Source organism: Desulfonauticus sp. (assembly GCF_055126295.1).
In genome coordinates this window covers 1-15,962 of the sequence record NZ_JBSRHE010000012.1, presented here as the reverse complement: position 1 = coordinate 15,962, position 15,962 = coordinate 1, and the positions used below count along the sequence as shown (strand labels likewise).

14 protein-coding genes are annotated in these 15,962 nt (G+C 41.1%); 7 read left to right on the top strand and 7 right to left on the bottom strand.

The features are described 5' to 3' along the window. Positions 1-8: 8 nt before the first annotated feature. Together selA and ACTCIM_RS08070 are read right to left on the bottom strand one after the other, a co-directional pair. Positions 9-1,397 carry an L-seryl-tRNA(Sec) selenium transferase gene (gene selA, locus ACTCIM_RS08075; RefSeq protein ID WP_029969598.1) on the bottom strand — a complete coding sequence of 463 codons (1,389 nt, stop codon included), beginning with the start codon at positions 1,395-1,397 and terminating at the stop codon, positions 9-11. Between the two features lie 42 nt (positions 1,398-1,439). Further along, positions 1,440-2,627 (bottom strand): bifunctional folylpolyglutamate synthase/dihydrofolate synthase, encoded by a 1,188-nt coding sequence (locus tag ACTCIM_RS08070; RefSeq protein ID WP_472314910.1) that lies wholly within the window; start codon positions 2,625-2,627, stop codon positions 1,440-1,442. 229 nt (positions 2,628-2,856) lie between these two features. Here ACTCIM_RS08070 and ACTCIM_RS08065 point away from each other — a divergent pair, with 229 nt between their 5' ends. The 5 genes from ACTCIM_RS08065 (at position 2,857) to ACTCIM_RS08045 (ending at position 8,046) form a co-directional block, all read left to right on the top strand. Beyond that, a complete protein-coding gene (locus ACTCIM_RS08065; protein WP_472314908.1) occupies positions 2,857-4,380 on the top strand; it encodes a glutamate synthase-related protein in 1,524 nt (507 codons plus the stop codon). 7 nt (positions 4,381-4,387) lie between these two features. Then, entirely contained in the window at positions 4,388-4,828 is a 441-nt protein-coding gene (locus ACTCIM_RS08060) for a 4Fe-4S dicluster domain-containing protein (RefSeq protein WP_029969592.1), read from the top strand. Between the two features lie 17 nt (positions 4,829-4,845). Further along, on the top strand, positions 4,846-6,129 hold the full coding sequence (locus tag ACTCIM_RS08055) for an NAD(P)/FAD-dependent oxidoreductase (protein ID WP_029969589.1): 1,284 nt from the start codon (positions 4,846-4,848) through the stop codon (positions 6,127-6,129). Between the two features lie 79 nt (positions 6,130-6,208). Continuing rightward, positions 6,209-7,279: a class II glutamine amidotransferase gene (locus ACTCIM_RS08050; protein ID WP_472314969.1), complete on the top strand. Its 1,071-nt coding sequence runs from the start codon at positions 6,209-6,211 to the stop codon at positions 7,277-7,279. Positions 7,280-7,296: 17 nt separating this feature from the next. Then, on the top strand, positions 7,297-8,046 hold the full coding sequence (locus ACTCIM_RS08045) for a GltB/FmdC/FwdC-like GXGXG domain-containing protein (RefSeq protein WP_029969585.1): 750 nt from the start codon (positions 7,297-7,299) through the stop codon (positions 8,044-8,046). A gap of 75 nt (positions 8,047-8,121) precedes the next feature. Here ACTCIM_RS08045 and tmcB read toward each other — a convergent pair whose 3' ends face one another. From tmcB to acs, 5 genes are read right to left on the bottom strand one after another with little or no spacing between them, the layout of a single operon-like run. Continuing rightward, a complete protein-coding gene (gene tmcB, locus ACTCIM_RS08040; RefSeq protein ID WP_472314907.1) occupies positions 8,122-9,438 on the bottom strand; it encodes an electron transfer complex ferredoxin TmcB in 1,317 nt (438 codons plus the stop codon). 11 nt (positions 9,439-9,449) lie between these two features. Beyond that, positions 9,450-10,115: a hypothetical protein gene (locus tag ACTCIM_RS08035; protein ID WP_464279509.1), complete on the bottom strand. Its 666-nt coding sequence runs from the start codon at positions 10,113-10,115 to the stop codon at positions 9,450-9,452. After that, positions 10,116-11,375 (bottom strand): electron transfer complex subunit TmcD, encoded by a 1,260-nt coding sequence (gene tmcD, locus ACTCIM_RS08030; protein WP_472314906.1) that lies wholly within the window; start codon positions 11,373-11,375, stop codon positions 10,116-10,118. It abuts the gene before it with no gap. Positions 11,376-11,394: 19 nt separating this feature from the next. Further along, positions 11,395-12,465, bottom strand: a complete 1,071-nt coding sequence (locus tag ACTCIM_RS08025; protein WP_472314904.1) for a phosphotransacetylase family protein — start codon at positions 12,463-12,465, stop codon at positions 11,395-11,397. 21 nt (positions 12,466-12,486) lie between these two features. Beyond that, complete coding sequence (gene acs, locus ACTCIM_RS08020) at positions 12,487-14,589, bottom strand: acetate--CoA ligase alpha subunit (protein ID WP_472314903.1); 2,103 nt, start codon at positions 14,587-14,589, stop codon at positions 12,487-12,489. A 272-nt stretch (positions 14,590-14,861) separates the two neighbouring features. On the opposite strand from acs, the gene ACTCIM_RS08015 reads away from it, so the two are divergent. Together ACTCIM_RS08015 and ACTCIM_RS08010 are read left to right on the top strand one after the other, a co-directional pair. Beyond that, positions 14,862-15,446, top strand: a complete 585-nt coding sequence (locus ACTCIM_RS08015; protein WP_464279512.1) for an FAD-dependent oxidoreductase — start codon at positions 14,862-14,864, stop codon at positions 15,444-15,446. Positions 15,447-15,476: 30 nt separating this feature from the next. Then, positions 15,477-15,962, top strand: a 486-nt coding sequence (locus tag ACTCIM_RS08010) for a 4Fe-4S binding protein (protein WP_472314902.1), incomplete at its 3' end; no start/stop codon positions are given.

The window sequence follows — 15,962 nt, the reverse complement described above, 5'->3', positions numbered from 1 at the left end:
TTGGTCCTTTATTCTTCTAAATGTTTAAATATGTGGTAGATAAGATTTATTTCTGCAGGCAAAATAGTTCTTACATCTAGACAAAACCAGTCTTCTTCCACCCGGCCAATTAAGGGTGGGTCTGTTTCCAGCAGTTTTTTTCTCAATTCTTCTATACTAAAGTTTTTGGGTTTTAATTTTACTACATAAGTAGGTATTTCTCTTTCGGGCAAAGAGCCTCCTCCCACCTTGGAAGAAGACCTTTCTTTTTTTACCACTAGATTGGAAAGGGTCTTTAGTTTTTTACTAAGGGTTGCTGCTCTGTTATTTAAAGTGCTTAGAGGAGTAAAAATAAGTTTTAAAGTGGGGATATTTTGGAGCGCCTTTTCTTCATCCAGGTATAATTTTAGAGTTGCCTCTAAGGCAGCCAGGGTCATTTTATCTATACGTAAAGCGCGGTTTAGAGGATTTTTCTTGATTTTATCCACAAATTCCTTTTTACCCACGATAATACCTGCCTGTGGACCTCCCAGGAGTTTATCCCCGCTAAAAGAGACTACATCCACGCCTGTTTTGAGAATTTCTTTGACAGTGGGTTCGTCAAAGTGAGTTAATCCATATTGGCTAAAGGAAATCAAATTGCCACTACCCAAGTCCTTGATTACTGGCAGATGGTATTTTTTCCCCAGAGCTACCAGTTCTTTTAGACTGACTTCTTTATGGAAGCCTATAATTCTATAATTGGAAGTGTGCACTTTGAGCAGGGCACCTGTATTTTCACTAATGGCCTGCTCATAATCTCTGAGATGGGTTCTGTTGGTAGTCCCTACTTCCTTTAAGATGGCACCGCTTTTTTTCATTACATCTGGTATTCTGAAAGAGCCACCTATTTCCACCAGTTCTCCTCTGGAAACTATGACCTCTTTATTTTGAGCCAGGGTTTCTAGAGTAATTAATACAGCTGCTGCATTATTGTTGACCACCAGAGCAGATTCACTACCGGTTATGGTACATAGAATTTCCTCTACATGAGAATAGCGAGAGCCCCTTTTCCCTGTTTTTAAGTCCAGTTCCAGATTGGAATAATGCAAACAGATGTCTTCAACCGCTTCTACTGCTTCTCTGGCCAGTAAAGAACGTCCCTGGTTGGTATGAACCACAATTCCAGTAGCATTGATTACTCTTTTAAGATGGGGTCTGGTATTTTTTTCTAGAATTTTAGAAAGTTTTTGCAACAGAGCATTGGGCTCTAATTCCTGTGCCTGGATTTTGTTTTCTTTTATCTGAGTCCTTAGCTGGTCTAAAAAGTTATTGATGTGTTTTTTTAAAAGCAAAATGGGTTCTTGAGGAAACCTTTCTTGCGCCCAGGTAAGAAGTTTGTCAGTTGCGGGTATTTGAGAGAAAAGATGTGAGTTCAAGAGAAGACCTCCTTAATTTTTTTACTTAATTTAAACTATTTTTTAAGGGTTTAAAAGATTTTTATTTAACCACTCTGGTTGGTGGGCATAGATTAAAGCCAGAAGATAAAAAGACCCACAAATAAGGGTGGGTTTATTTAAAGAATTTAACTCCTCTAAATCCGGGAGAAGTTTTACTGTAGGATAACTCTTTTTTACTTCCTCCCAGCTAAGCGCCCTTGGGTTTGAGGTTAAAGGGTAAAAATAAAGAGTAGCATTAAATTCTTGCAGGATGCTTAGCATTTGCTTCCAGTCTTTGTCTTTTAGACAGGAAAAAATAACCATTTGCGGAAAAAAATTTAATTTTTGCAAAGATTGTTTTAAATGTTTTAGTCCGTGAGGATTGTGGGCTACATCCAGGAAAATCTCTGGTTGCGAACTGACTTTTTGAATCCTTCCAGGCAGGAAAAAAGAAGAAATTCCCTGGCTAAGCAACCCGGAATTAAAGGGTAAATTTAGCTTTTTCCGTATCAATTCCCAGGTGGCTAGGGCCAGTTTTAAATTGGTAGTTTGTGGTTCAAGATAAGGGGAAAGGGAAATTTTAAACTCTGGATTGGTTAACATAAGGCTATTATTTTGTTCTTTGAAAAAAGAATTACAAAAAAGTAAAGTAGCTTGTTTTTTTTGGGCTTCCCTGGTCAGAACCTTTACCACCTCTTGGGTTTGAGGAGCACTAATTAAGATTTGTTTTGACTTGATTGCTCCTGCCTTGTCTGTGGCTATTTGCGTTAGAGTTGAGCCTAGAATTTGAGAGTGATCCAGATCTATGGAAGTAAATACCAGAACAGGGTGAGGTAGGACAGTGGTGGCGTCAAAACGTCCTCCCAAACCTGCTTCAAAGATAGCCAGGTCTACCTGGTGTTTGGAAAAGAGATAACAGGCCAGAAGAAAAATATATTCAAAATAGGTAAGATGAAGGTTTTTACAAAAATGATAAACATAATTAAAACCTTCTACCCACTCCCGGGAAGGTAGTTCTTGCTTATTTATCCTTATTCTTTCACGTACACTTACCAGATGAGGAGAGGTAAAAAGGCCTGTTTTTAGTTTATGGGCAGAAGCCAGGCTTTCTAAAAAAGCAGAAGTGGAGCCTTTACCATTGGTCCCCACCACCTGGATGGACAAATAAGAAGGGGAAGCTAATCCTAGGAGCTTTAGACCTTTTTCCACCCTGTTTAAACTTAAATCCATGTGGAAAAGGCCTAAACCTTCTAAAAAAGTATTTACTTCTTTAAAATTGTTAAATTTTTTCAAATTTGTTAAAAAATCTTTTTTTGAGTTGACAATTTGGGCTCAATACCTCTAGCTTGTTACCTAAGCTAAGAGTAACCTTTTTAAGTAGGGTTGCTCTATAGCTTAGCTTAGATAGATTGTAAATTATTTAGGTAAAAATAAACTTTTAATAGTTAGGAGAAGCGCCTTGCTGTACAGACCTATTAATCAAAACTATCATGATTTTATTGTGCAAAGGGATAGAGAGCTTTGCATCAACTGTCGGGTGTGTGAGCGACAGTGTTCTTATCTGGTGCATTATTGGGATGAGAACAGAAAGCAAGTAATGCACGACAATGCCAAGTGTGTGGGGTGTCATCGTTGTGAAGCCCTGTGTCCTACTGGAGCCATAGTTATCAGGCATAATCCCTCCCAGTTTAGAGAAAATTCTCACTGGAAACCCTGGTTTATCAAAAATGTATACAAGCAGGCAGATGGGGGGGGAGTGCTTCTGGGAGCTATGGGTAATCCCCAGCCTTATCCCATTTATTGGGATAGGTTGCTTTTGGATGCCAGTCAGGTGACCAATCCTTCCATTGACCCCTTGAGAGAGCCCATGGAACTCAGGACCTATCTGGGCTCTAAGCCAGATAGTTTGGAATTTGAAGAAAAAGAGGGCAAGCCCAGCTTAAAGACCAAACTTTCTCCGCAGATAAAGTTAAATTATCCCATTATGTTTTCTGCCATGTCCTATGGCTCCATTAACTTTAATTTACATATTGCCATGGCCAGGGCAGCTACAGAATTGGGTATAGTTTATAACACTGGTGAAGGTGGTCTACATCCAGACTTATATCAATATGGCCCCAATACCATTGTGCAGGTGGCTTCTGGTCGTTTTGGTGTACATAGGGATTATTTGAATGCTGGTTGTGGAATTGAAATTAAAATTGGTCAGGGAGCCAAGCCTGGAATTGGTGGGCATTTACCTGGAGAAAAGGTAGATCATGGCGTTTCCATTACCAGAATGATACCTGAAGGTTCAGATGCGCTTTCTCCTGCACCTCATCATGACATTTATTCCATAGAAGACTTACGGCAACTAATTTACGCTTTAAAGGAAGCTACAGAATATAGGGTTCCTGTGTCTGTAAAGATTGCAGCTGTGCACAATGCCGCAGCCATTGCTTCTGGTATTGTCAGGGCTGGGGCAGATATTGTGGCTGTAGATGGTTTTAGGGGAGGCACTGGAGCTGCTCCCACCATGATTAGGGATAATGTGGGTATCCCTGCAGAGCTGGCTTTGGCAGCCATAGACCAAAGACTTAGAGATGAAGGTATACGCAACAGAGCCTCAGTGGTCATTGCTGGAGGTATTAGGTGTAGTGCAGATGTGGTCAAGGCCATCGCCTTAGGTGCTGATGCGGTTTATATTGGTTCAGCTGCTTTGGTGGCTGTGGGTTGTACCATGTGTCAGCGTTGTTATACAGGCAAATGCCCCTGGGGAATTGCCACCAATGTTCCTTCTTTGGCTAGAAGGCAAAATCCTGAAATTGCCAAGCAAAAGTTGGTGAACCTGGTGCGGGGTTGGGCCCATGAGATAGAAGAAATGCTTGGAGGTATGGGCTTAAATTCCATTGAAAGCTTACGGGGTAATAGAGAAAAATTAAGAGCTGTAGGCTTAAATGAAGTAGAACTGGATATTTTTGGAGTAAAACCTGCAGGAAGGTAAGAATAAAATGAAAAGAGTTTATGTAAACCCAGAAGTATGTATAGGCTGTAAACTCTGTGAGCTTGCTTGTCTTACTGAGCACTCTCAGAGCAAGGATTTAATTATAGCTTACCGGGAAGAACGCATGCAAGGTCTTTTACCTCGCAATACAGTGGAAGAAAGTGGCTGGATTACCGCGTCCTTGAATTGCCGACATTGTGCTGAACCCTATTGTATTCAAGCTTGTATTTCTGGAGCCCTGACCAAAGATGCAGAGTCTGGACGGGTAGTTTATGAAGAAGAGCAGTGTGTAGGCTGCTGGTCCTGTTTGATGGCTTGTCCCTTTGGTGCTATTAAACGACATCCCATTAAAGAAAAAATTGTCAAATGTGATTTATGTCCAGAGAGAAGTATACCTGCTTGTGTCAGTGCATGTCCTAACCAAGCTTTAACCTTTGAAGAAAAATAGATTTTGGGGATAAGGTCATGAAATATTTAATTATTGGTAATGGCGTAAGTTCCATAGGAGCCATAGAAGGAATTAGAAAGCTGGACCAGGAAAGTGAAATCCTGGTGATTAGTGAAGAAGAATTTCCCACTTATGGTCGGCCTTTGATTTCTTATTACCTGGCAGGGAAAATAGGAGATGATAGGGTCTGGCTTAGAAAAAAGGATTTTTATAGCAAAAACAAGGTTACTTTAAAGCTCCAGCAAAAAGTAACTGCACTTAAACTTGCGGAGAAAAGGGTGGTACTCCAGGGGGGCGAAGAGGAAAGATATGATAAGCTATTAATAGCTACAGGGGGTACACCCTTTTGTCCACCTATAGAAGGATCTCAAGGAGAAGATGTTTATTTCTTTACCACTTTGGCCCATGCCAAAAAACTGGATGCCAATTGTGCTAACTTAAAGAAGGTGGTTGTAATTGGAGGTGGTTTGATTGGCTTGAAGGCAGCAGAAAGCCTTTTTGACCGAGGAGTAGAAGTAAGTATTGTAGAGCTGGCTCCTAGAGTTTTAAGTGCTGCCTTTGATGATACAGCTGGAAATATTGTAGCCAAGAGATTGAAAGAACTTGGCTTTAATATTTACTGTAATACCACAGCCAAGGAAATAAAAAGGACTGAAGAAGGAAGAGTAAAGGGCGTCCTGTTACAAAGTGGCGAATTTTTAGAAGCTGATGCTGTGGTCATTGCCATTGGAGTTGTCCCCAATCTTACTTTGGCCAAAGAAGCAGGCCTTAAGGTGAATAGAGGTATTTTAGTGGATAAAAAGCTTCAGACCAGTGAAGTAGATGTTTATGCTGCTGGAGATGTAGCTGAAGCCTATGACTTTCTGGTGGGAGAAAATAGGGTGGTTCCCATCTGGCCCAATGCCTATTCGCAGGGCTTTATAAGTGGTCAAAATATGGCAGGAGCCAATAGAGATTATACAGGTGGAATTCCCATGAATTCCATTGGTTTTTATGGCCTTTCTACTATTTCCATTGGTTTAGTAAATCCACCAGAAGGGCAGGGGTTTGAAATAAGTACTTATGTGGATGAAGAAGAAGAAATTTACCGTAAGCTGGTGTTTAAGGATAACTTTCTGGTGGGGTGTGTTTTGGTAGGTGATGTGGATATGGCTGGTCGTTATGCAGGTTATATTCGCTTTAAGGTGCCTATTACTGAGGACAAGGTAAAAGCTCATCTGATAAATAATCAGCCCACTTATCTGGAATGGCCAGAAGAAATGTTTCAAGCCCAATGGAATAGTGCGGCTAGAATAAGATAAAGGGGATACATAAATGTTAAAAGAGCGTATTTACTCTATAAGTGAGTACAAACAAAAGATTTTCAGCCAGAAAGAATATATGCGGGAAAAGGATATCTCTGGTTGTGGTCTTTTTGGAGTAATTAATAAAAAAGGCCAGCCCATTTCTGGTTGTGTGCCTGTAGAAGCCATTGCTATTCAGCATGATCGAGGAAATGGTCTTGGCGGCGGTTTTGCTGCCTATGGCATTTATCCAGACTTGGCAGACAAATATGCCTTTCATTTGATGTGTGATGACCAGCATTCCCTGGACCAGGCTGAAAGCTTGCTGAAAAAATATTTTGATATCCATCTTTCTGAAGCCATACCAACGCGTAGGACCTTAAATGTAATGGATTCCCCAATACTGTGGCGTTTTTTTCTCACGGTAAAAAAGGATAGGCCCAGCTGGAATTTTTTAAGTGAAGAAGATTATGTGGTAGCTGTTGTTATGCTGGTCAATAAGAGGGTTCCAGGGGCTTACATCTTTTCCAGTGGTAAAAACATGGGAGCTTTTAAGGGTGTGGGCTTTCCCGAAGATATAGGAGAGTTTTACCGCCTGGATGAATACAAAGGACATATCTGGACTGCCCATAACCGCTTTCCTACCAATACTCCAGGCTGGTGGGGAGGGGCTCATCCCTTTACCATTCTGGATTGGTCCATTGTCCATAATGGAGAAATTTCTTCTTATGGCATCAATAAGCGTTATCTTTGCGAACACAAGTACGAATGTACTTTAATGACAGATACCGAGGTGGTGGCCTATCTTTTGGACCTTTTGATTCGTAAGCATGGACTGAGCAAAAAAATGGCCTGCAAGGTTTTTGCACCTCCTTTTTGGGATGAAATAGATAGAATGGAAGCAGAAGAGAGAGAAGCTTATACTGCGCTTAGAATGGTCTATGGTTCAGGGTTACTAAATGGTCCTTTTGCCATTTTATTTGCTGACCATAAGAGTTTGGTGGGCTTAAATGACCGCATCAAGTTAAGACCCCTTATTGTGGCTGAAAAAGGTGATGAAGTCTTTATGGCCAGTGAGGATTGCTCCATTAGAAGTGTTTGTCCTGATCCTGAAAAACTTTGGGCTCCTAAAGCAGGAGAGCCTGTTATTGTAGAACTTGAAAATTAAACAAAGGGTAAATTACTATGAGTAAGTTAGTAATTGATGCCAAAGGCATTTACTATCGAGACTTGAATGCCAAGATAAGAGAGGCTGTACGAGAAGGCTATAAGGAGTTTGAACTCCTCAATGTGAGTGGGCAGCGCTATATTGCTACTGGCCTGGAAGGTGATTTAAAGTTTTTAATTAAGGGTGTGGCTGGCCAGGATACAGCTGCTTTTATGCGTGGACCTTACATTAGAGTCAAAGGCAATGCCCAGGATGGCTTGGCCAATACCATGGATGAGGGAAGAATAGTAGTGGAAGGTATGGCTGGAGATGTTTTGGGATATGCCATGCGTGGTGGTGAAGTCTATGTCCTGGAAGATGTGGGATATAGGGTCGGGATTCATATGAAGGCCTATAAGGACAAGTTGCCTGTAATTGTAATTGGCGGCAAGGCAGGGGATTTTTTGGGTGAATATATGGCCGGAGGAGTCATTATTGTTCTGGGCCTTTTTAGCAAACACCCAGAAGCTCCCATTACAGGTCGTAGTTTAGCCACAGGTATTCATGGCGGAAGTATTTATGTGAGAGGCGGAGTCCCAGAATATCAGCTTTCTTCCAATCTTTTAGTAGAAGAAGCAACAGCAGAAGATATGGAACTTATAAGCAAGTATGTGCACAATTTTTGTAAAGAGTTAAATAAAGACCCCGAGCCTATTTTAAAGGAAAAGTTTATTCGCATTCGTCCCAAATCCCATCGTCCCTATGGTAATCTTTATGTGCCCAATTAAAAAACCTTAAATAAAAAAACATACAAAAAAGCCCCTCTTTAAGAGGGGCTTTTTTGTTGGTAACCTATTTTTAAACTATTCTTCTGGGTGAGTGCTTTTGTCCATGCATTCGTAAATAATGTCTCCCAGGAATTTTATTTCCATGTTTAGTCCGTAGTGGTGAATGATGTCTTCCAATCCACCGTGACAGTTATGGCATGGCGCAATAACTACTTCTGCTTCAGTACGCTTTAATTGTTCTGCCTTTACCTTGTTTCCCTTTACTCTTGTCTTTTTATAAGGAGGTCCACAATTGATAACTCCGCCTCCAGCTGAGCAACAGTAGTTGTGCTCTCTATTGGGATGCATTTCTACAAAGTCAGGGCAAAAGGCCTTGACCACAGTTCTGGCCATTTCCTGCAATCCCATGCCTCTTACTATATTACAGGGGTCGTGGAAGGTGACTTTTTTGGGATAGGTTTTGCCCACTTTAATTTTACCCGCCTTAAAAAGTTCATAATAAAACTGGACAGCATGGATTATGGGTAAAGGTGGCTCTTTCCAGCCCAGCCATCTGGTGCCAGTGTCATACACAGAACGAAAGGCATGCCCACATTCACCCATGACGATTTTTTTACATTTGAGCCTTAAGGCTGTTTCAAAGTGGATTTTTTTGAGGCGCCCCATAAGTTCGTAATCGCCCACATACATGGCCATATCACTATTGTCCCAGCCAGGGGTAGCTGGCATGGTCCAGTTTACTCCTGCTACATTCATAATCACTGCTGCCTGATAGATAAGCTGGCTTCTAAACTTGGGCTCAGGTCCAATCACAGAATAAAATACATCAGCTCCATATTTTTCCAGAGGAATTCTCAAATAGGGAAGTTCTTCTCTGGCTTCTTCTTCCTGCCATTGTACGCTATCTATCCATTCATCTTCCTTAACCCACATTTGATTCATGGTAGCTGCATGACTGTGGGCTGTATCTTGAATATACTGGGGAGTGACTCCAATGAGATGGCAGAATCTTCTCACCATAGCCATTTGATAGGCGATATCAATGCCAAAAGGACAATACATAGAGCAACGCCTGCACAAATTACATTCAGTATAGGCTATCTGGGCAATTAGGGCCAAGTCCTGATTATTGATGTTTTCGCCTTCTTTTAAGAGCTTCCAGATGGTATTTTGAACTTTGGCAATGGGCATATAGGAAGGGTCTTTATGGGACATGTAAAAATGACAGGCCTCTGCACAAAGACCACAGTGAATGCAAGTGGAAGTGTATAATTTTAATCTGGTTTCAGCCTTTTTGGTAAAAAGCAGGTCTATGGCTTTTTTTATTTTTCCCCTGTCAATCCTTTTTATGCCTTCTCTTAATCCTATATCTTGGGCTAACTCTCTTTTCATGGCTTTCCTCTTTACCAGTCTTTGGCGTGTCTGATGGCCCCAAATTCAGAGCCAGTATAACTTCTGGAAAATAACCCTAAAAACATGTGCATAATCCGAGTAAAGGGAAGAATAAGCAGGAGTAATTCTGCACTTAAGACATGTAAAAATAAAAGAAAATCTCCCCCTATTCCTCTTACAGCCAAAAATCCAGTTAAAAAGGGTATAAGTACCAGTAAAAGTAAGCCAAAGTCCTTGCTGGAAGAAACATAACGGGCAGGAGGGTAAATTATTCTTCTTAAGAGCAGAAATATACCGCTAACTAAAGCCAGAAAGGTAAGTACATCTGAGAGTATATCCGGAAGCATGGGCGGTTCAAAGGGAAGGTCTATATATTCTTCTAAAATAAAAATATGGCCTGAATAGAAAATAGGAACCAGAATAATACAGATGTGAAATAGATAGGAAACAAAAAAGGTAATGGGATTTAAACGCATATTCCTGGCCTTGAAGGGAATTGTCCAGTTGATAAGAGAACGAAGGGCATATTTAAGGTTAAAAAATTTAAGCACAATAGGATCATTTTGCAAGGAGTGAAGAGTGAAGTAGGCTAATCTAAAAATAATAGCTATACAAAAAAAGCTAAAAACATAAAAAAAGGCCTTTTCTACTAAAAAGGTGTAAATGGAATAAAACATTTATCCCTCCACTGGAATTACTGCTCGTAAGTATTGGTTTTCAGTAATGCCTCTTAAAAGTATCTTTTTGCTATCCGGGCTGAATACAGGCATCCAGAGTTGGTCAAAGCTGTGAGGTAAGACTTTGCCATCAATGGCATAGGTATAGGCGCCCTTTTTTTCCACTTTCACGGCCAGATGTTTGCTATCAGGGCTGAAAACTGGTTCAAAGACCATATCAAAGCTTTCATTCCAGACTTGGTCGTCCACTAATACAAACCACTTGTCTTTATTTTTCCCGGCAGCAGCAATTCTCTGACCATCTGGGCTAAAGGTAATGTCGTAAACCAGGGTTTCAAAGTGGGTTTTCCAGGTAGAGCCATTGATGCATACAGTCCATTTGCCTAAATCTGTGGCCACAATAGCTGCCCAGGAATCTCCCAAGGGTGAGAAGATAAAATTCCACATCTGGTAAAACCGGGGAGTGAGAATAATTTCTCCGTCCTGGGCTAAACCCCATTTTTTGCCTATTCTCACCGGCGCCATACAGGACCTGGTAGCCGGGTTAAAGGCAGGTCTCCACACACTGGAAAACTCTTTGTCCCAGACCTTCCCATCTACCACAATGGTGTAGGTGTAAAGAGATGTCCTGCACTGGGCACAGATGTGTTTGCCCTGGTGGTCAAAAATAGGAGTCCAGATATTTATCAGGTTGGTGTCCCAGGCCTGTCCATCAATGGCTACGCTAAATACACCTTCCTGGTACTTAAAGATATCTCCCTGACTTAAGTTTTGGGTCTGAATCACGGCTGCACTGTGATTGCCTTTGGGGCTTAAGGTAAAGTGGTTGGCATTGGGATATAGGGTAGGCCAGAGAACATCATTTACAGCCATGCCGTATTGTTGTTCATTTTGAATGGCTACTCCTATTTGACTTCCATCTGTAGAGAATTGCAGTTCCCAGGCAAAGTCAAAACTGTTTTCCCAGGGCACTTGCTCTGTAACTACTGTCCAGCGACCTTCATCTGTGAGCGCCAGTACAGATAATCTGCCATCTGGTCCATATTTTAAGCTCCAGACTTTATCATAGGCTTCTTCCCAGTGAGTTTTATTTTGACAAACACTAAATTTATTTTCTCCTTCATTGATAATAAAAGCAATCTTTTCTCCATCAGGACTTACTTTGGGTTCTTCTCGCCAGATATAACGCAGAGGACAGTCCAGAAGTTCTACAATAACCCTGCTTTCTATCTCCCAGTCCCAATCCTTTTTTTCTACCATACCAGACTCCTTTAGCTCTTTAACCCTTTAGCCCTAGACTGGATTCTAGGCTTTTTAAATCTAAACAACTCTGGACCAATTTACAGGCCTGACTGAGTTTTATGGGTTCTCTTAGTTTAGAACGGAAAAGGATTGTTTCCACTTTTCTAGCTACAGTAAAGGTATCGTCTCTAACCACAATTATAGGGATACCAAGAACTTCCGAGCGAGTCAAGATAATATCATTGGGATATAAATTTCCAGTTAAAATCAAGCAGGGGCTATTTCCTTCCAGAGCTACCAATTGTACATCTGACCTGTCTCCTCCTACAATAATAGCTGCATCTCTATTTTTTCTAAAATGAGTCAAAAAATTTTCCAGTTGCATGGTGCCAATTAAAAAGTTTTTTACCACCCTGTCCCCTTTGGAACGCATGGAAATGATTTTCCCTCCCAGTTTATCTGCCAATTCCTGTACGGTAATGGATTTGAGAAGAGGGTCAGAAGGGATAGCTCCTAACACCCTGACTTCGTTTCTCTCCAAAAGAGGGATGATAAATTCTTCTGTTTCTTTCCAGTAATAATCAGGAATGTCGTTTAAAACTACCCCCAAAAGATTATCCCCCAGAACTTCTTTGGCTGCTAAAAGGTAGTCATAGTTAAGTTCGTTTTTAAAACGATCTACCAAAATTACCCTGGCCTTTAATAAAGAAGATATGTTTACCCCATCCAGTCCACAATATTTGCCAGAGTAGAGAAAACTTCCAGACCCACCAATAAGAACTATATCTTTATCTTTACTTATTTTGGTAAAACTTTCTTTAATGGTATCTAAGTAGTGATAACATTCCCCTTGATAGGACTTGATTTTAAAATCTCTAGTAATAAGCACTGGTGTGACTACTTCAGGTTCTTCTTTAAGGCCAAAGAAATCCAGACTCAAATAAGCGTCTTCATCCCAAAGTTTATCTTTGATTACTTTGGGCATAGCTCCCACTGGCTTAAAATAGCCAATCTGGTAATTTTGTTTTTGAAAATAATTGCCCAGGGCGAAAGTAATGAGGTTTTTTCCAGCAAAACCTGTGGTAGAACCTATATATATGGCCTTCATCTTTTACCTCCCCTTGTCTGGTTAATCCAGGGTTAAACGAACATCAGCCACAAGGGCCTGTTTATGGTTGACTAAAATGGGATTAAACTCAGCTTCATAGATCTGTGGAAGGTCTAAAGAAAGCTGAGACATCTTTAAAATAATTTCTTCTAGGGCCTGGAAGTTAATGGCTGGCTCTCCGCGAAACCCTTTTAGGAGCAGATAGGATTTTATTTCCCTAATCATGTTTTGTGCATCTTCTCTGGTCAAAGGAGCAAGTCTAAAGGAAATGTCCTTTAGGACTTCTACATAAATTCCTCCCAGTCCAAACATGAGTAAAGGACCAAATTGGTCGTCTCGCTTAAAACCCACAATAACTTCCTTACAGCCCTTGGGTGCCATTTTCTGGACCAGACAACCTGTAATATGGGCTTCTGGCCTTAACCGCTGCGCCCTGCTGGTGATTTCTAAAAAGGCCTGTTTTACTTCTTCTGGTGAATTAAGATTGACCAGAACACCTCTCACATCAGTTTTATGGGAGATATTGGGAGAGGCAATTTTAAGCACCACAGGAAATCCCATATCCTTAGCTATTTCTACTGCTTCTTCACTGGAACGAGCCAACTCGGTTGAGGGATGGGGAAGGTTGTAGGCCTCTAGAATTTCCATGGCCTGAAATTCCACTATTTCTCTTTGTTGTTTGGCTTGAGCCTGCAGAATAACTTCTTTTGCTCTGGAAAGATCTCTATCCATGATTTCTGGTTTAGAAACAGGTTTATTGCGCCACTCAGCATGTTCAAACATGGACTCTAAGGCATGGATGGCAGGTTCAGGGAAAAAATAGCAGGGAACTTTATGGTCTAGAAGTATTTTTTGGGCTGGCCGTACATGTTTTCTGCCCATAAAGACACAAAAAAGAGGTTTGTCTATAGTTTTACTAAAATTAGCTATGCCCAAGGCCAGGTCTTCCAGATGCGGTACAATTGCTGAAGTGGGAGTCAGGAGAACTAAAATGGAGTGAGTATTGGGGTCATCCTTGATAACTTCCAGGGTGTCTAAATATCTTTTGGCATCAGCATCTCCAATAATGTCTATGGGGTTATACAGAGCTGCGTAACCAGGAAGGATTTTCTGTAAGTTTTCAATGGTCTTAGGTGCAAGCCTGGTCATATTTAGCCTGGAACTTTCACAGATGTCTGCAGCCATAATACCTGGTCCACCAGAGTTGGTAATAATGGTAAGGTTGGGCCCCTGGGGTAAAGGCTGATTGGAAAAGGCCAGGGCCAGGTTAAAAAGGGATTCTACATCCAGGATGCGAATTATACCTGCCTTTTTAAAGGCTGTGGAATAGGCCTGATCTGAGCCAGCAATAGCACCAGTATGGGAAGAGGCAGCCCTGGCACCAGCAGCTGTCCTGCCTGATTTTATAAGCAAAATAGGTTTTTTGCGGGTAACCTTTTGGGCAGCTTGAATAAATTTTTCTCCAGCACATACATTTTCTATATAACCCAGGATAACTTTGGTTTCCTCATCTTCACCCAAATATTCTATCATATCAGCTTCATCTAACACTGCTTTGTTGCCCAGGCTGATAAATTTGGAAAAGCCAATATTTTCTCCCAAAGCCCAATCTAAAATGGCTACACATAAGGCCCCTGACTGGGAGAAAAAGCCAATGCTTCCCCTTTGAGGGATGCCCGCAGCAAAGGTGGCATTTAGGTTGGCGTGGGTATTAATTAGTCCTAAACAGTTGGGACCAAGCAAGGCAATGTTATATTGGTTGGCTATAGCGATAAGCTCTTGTTCTAAATGATAGCCTTTACCGCCTATTTCTTTAAAACCTGCTGAGATAACAATAGCTGCCTTAAGCCCCTTAGCTCCCAGCTCAGCCAAGGAAGAGACTGCAAGGGTACGGGGGACAGTAATAACTGCCAAGTCCAGATTGTTGGGCAACTCCTGGATACTGGAAAATACTTTTTGCCCAAGGATTTCCTGGGCTTTGGGATTTACAGGATAGATTTTTCCCTGAAAACCAATTTGAAGCAGGTTATTTAATACAATATGTCCGATTTTTTCTGGATTGGTAGAAGCTCCAATAATAGTAATGTTTTCCGGGTAAAAGAGCGCTTTTAAAGGTTTGCTCATTTCTCCTTTTCCTTTTTGTTGAAATTTTCTCCTTTTATAAACCAATTTTCAAATTAGTCCAATAATTTTTTGTGGTTTGCTTATTAACTTAGATAGTAAAAGGTTTTTTTATTTTTTTTAAGTTTCTGTTAATAATCCTTTGACAAAGATATTTTTTTTCGATTATAAGCCAGAGTGAAAAAAATAATATCGTTTTTTATCAAGGTTTTAAGCCCTTTTACCGAGAAAGGGCAAACAAAATCGAGGTTTGCCAAAAAATTAAGGAGGTAGCAATGGCAAAGGTAGGAGTTTATGTATGTCGCTGCGGCACCAACATCGCTGGTGTTATTGATGTTGAGGCCGTAAGAGAATTTGCTGAAGGTCTGCCAGATGTTGCAATAGCAAGAACTGATGTATTTATGTGCTCTGATGCTGGGCAAGAAGTCATAAAAAAAGACATTCGTGAAGGCCTGGTAGATAGAGTAGTAGTAGCTGCCTGTACTCCCAGGACTCATGAGCCCATTTTTAGGGCTGCTTTGGAATCTGCTGGTCTCAATAGATACCTCTTTGAGCTAGCTAATATTCGTGACCAGGGTAGTTGGGTTCACCCTCATGAGCCAGAAGCTGCTACAGAAAAGGCCAAAAAATTAGTGGCTTCTGCTGTGGCCAAGGCAGCAAGATTAGAGCCTCTAGAAGATAAATATGTAGATGTAAAACAAGCTGCCCTGGTAATTGGCGGTGGTATTGCAGGTATGTCCTCTGCTCTGGAATTGGCAGAGATGGGTTATAAAGTTTATTTGGTAGAACAAAAACCTTCCATTGGTGGGGTTATGGCACAGTTGGATAAGACCTTTCCCACCAATGACTGCTCGGCGTGAATACTCACACCCAAGATGTCCCAGGTTGGGATGCACAAAAATATCGAGCTTCTTACTTACTCTGAAGTAGAAGATGTGGATGGATTTATAGGTAATTTTAGAGTGAAGATTAGAAAGAAACAAACTTATGTAGATTGGAACAAGTGTACTGGTTGTGGAGATTGCGCCGAGGTTTGTCCTGCTAAAGTTCCAGATGAGTTTAATTGTGGTCTGAATACCAGGGGAGCAGCCTATATTATGTTTCCTCAGGCAGTGCCCAAGAAGGCTGTGATAGATATGGATAATTGCCGTAACTGTGATGGCCGCAAGCAAGGAGAAGAGCCCAGGATAAGCAAGAAGACAGGTAAGCCCATTTTAGCTCCCTGTGAGAAGGCCTGTCCTGCAGATGCAATAGATAGGGGATTGAAGTTAGATCCCGAGGGAGAGATTTTGGAAGTGGAAGTTGGCTCTATTGTAGTGGCCACTGGTTTTAAGGTAATGGAAAAGGATTGGTTCAAGGAATTTGCACCCAAATCT

Excerpts from the sequence above, each read along its gene's own strand:
- ACTCIM_RS08050 (WP_472314969.1), top strand. The coding sequence starts at position 6,209 with ATGCGGGAAAAGGATATCTCTGGTTGTGGTCTTTTTGGAGTAATTAAT.
- ACTCIM_RS08015 (WP_464279512.1), top strand. The coding sequence starts at position 14,862 with ATGGCAAAGGTAGGAGTTTATGTATGTCGCTGCGGCACCAACATCGCT.
- ACTCIM_RS08055 (WP_029969589.1), top strand. The coding sequence starts at position 4,846 with ATGAAATATTTAATTATTGGTAATGGCGTAAGTTCCATAGGAGCCATA.
- ACTCIM_RS08035 (WP_464279509.1), bottom strand. The coding sequence starts at position 10,115 with ATGTTTTATTCCATTTACACCTTTTTAGTAGAAAAGGCCTTTTTTTAT.
- acs (WP_472314903.1), bottom strand. The coding sequence starts at position 14,589 with ATGAGCAAACCTTTAAAAGCGCTCTTTTACCCGGAAAACATTACTATT.
- ACTCIM_RS08025 (WP_472314904.1), bottom strand. The coding sequence starts at position 12,465 with ATGAAGGCCATATATATAGGTTCTACCACAGGTTTTGCTGGAAAAAAC.
- ACTCIM_RS08070 (WP_472314910.1), bottom strand. The coding sequence starts at position 2,627 with ATGGATTTAAGTTTAAACAGGGTGGAAAAAGGTCTAAAGCTCCTAGGA.
- ACTCIM_RS08045 (WP_029969585.1), top strand. The coding sequence starts at position 7,297 with ATGAGTAAGTTAGTAATTGATGCCAAAGGCATTTACTATCGAGACTTG.
- tmcB (WP_472314907.1), bottom strand. The coding sequence starts at position 9,438 with ATGAAAAGAGAGTTAGCCCAAGATATAGGATTAAGAGAAGGCATAAAA.
- ACTCIM_RS08060 (WP_029969592.1), top strand. The coding sequence starts at position 4,388 with ATGAAAAGAGTTTATGTAAACCCAGAAGTATGTATAGGCTGTAAACTC.
- tmcD (WP_472314906.1), bottom strand. The coding sequence starts at position 11,375 with ATGGTAGAAAAAAAGGATTGGGACTGGGAGATAGAAAGCAGGGTTATT.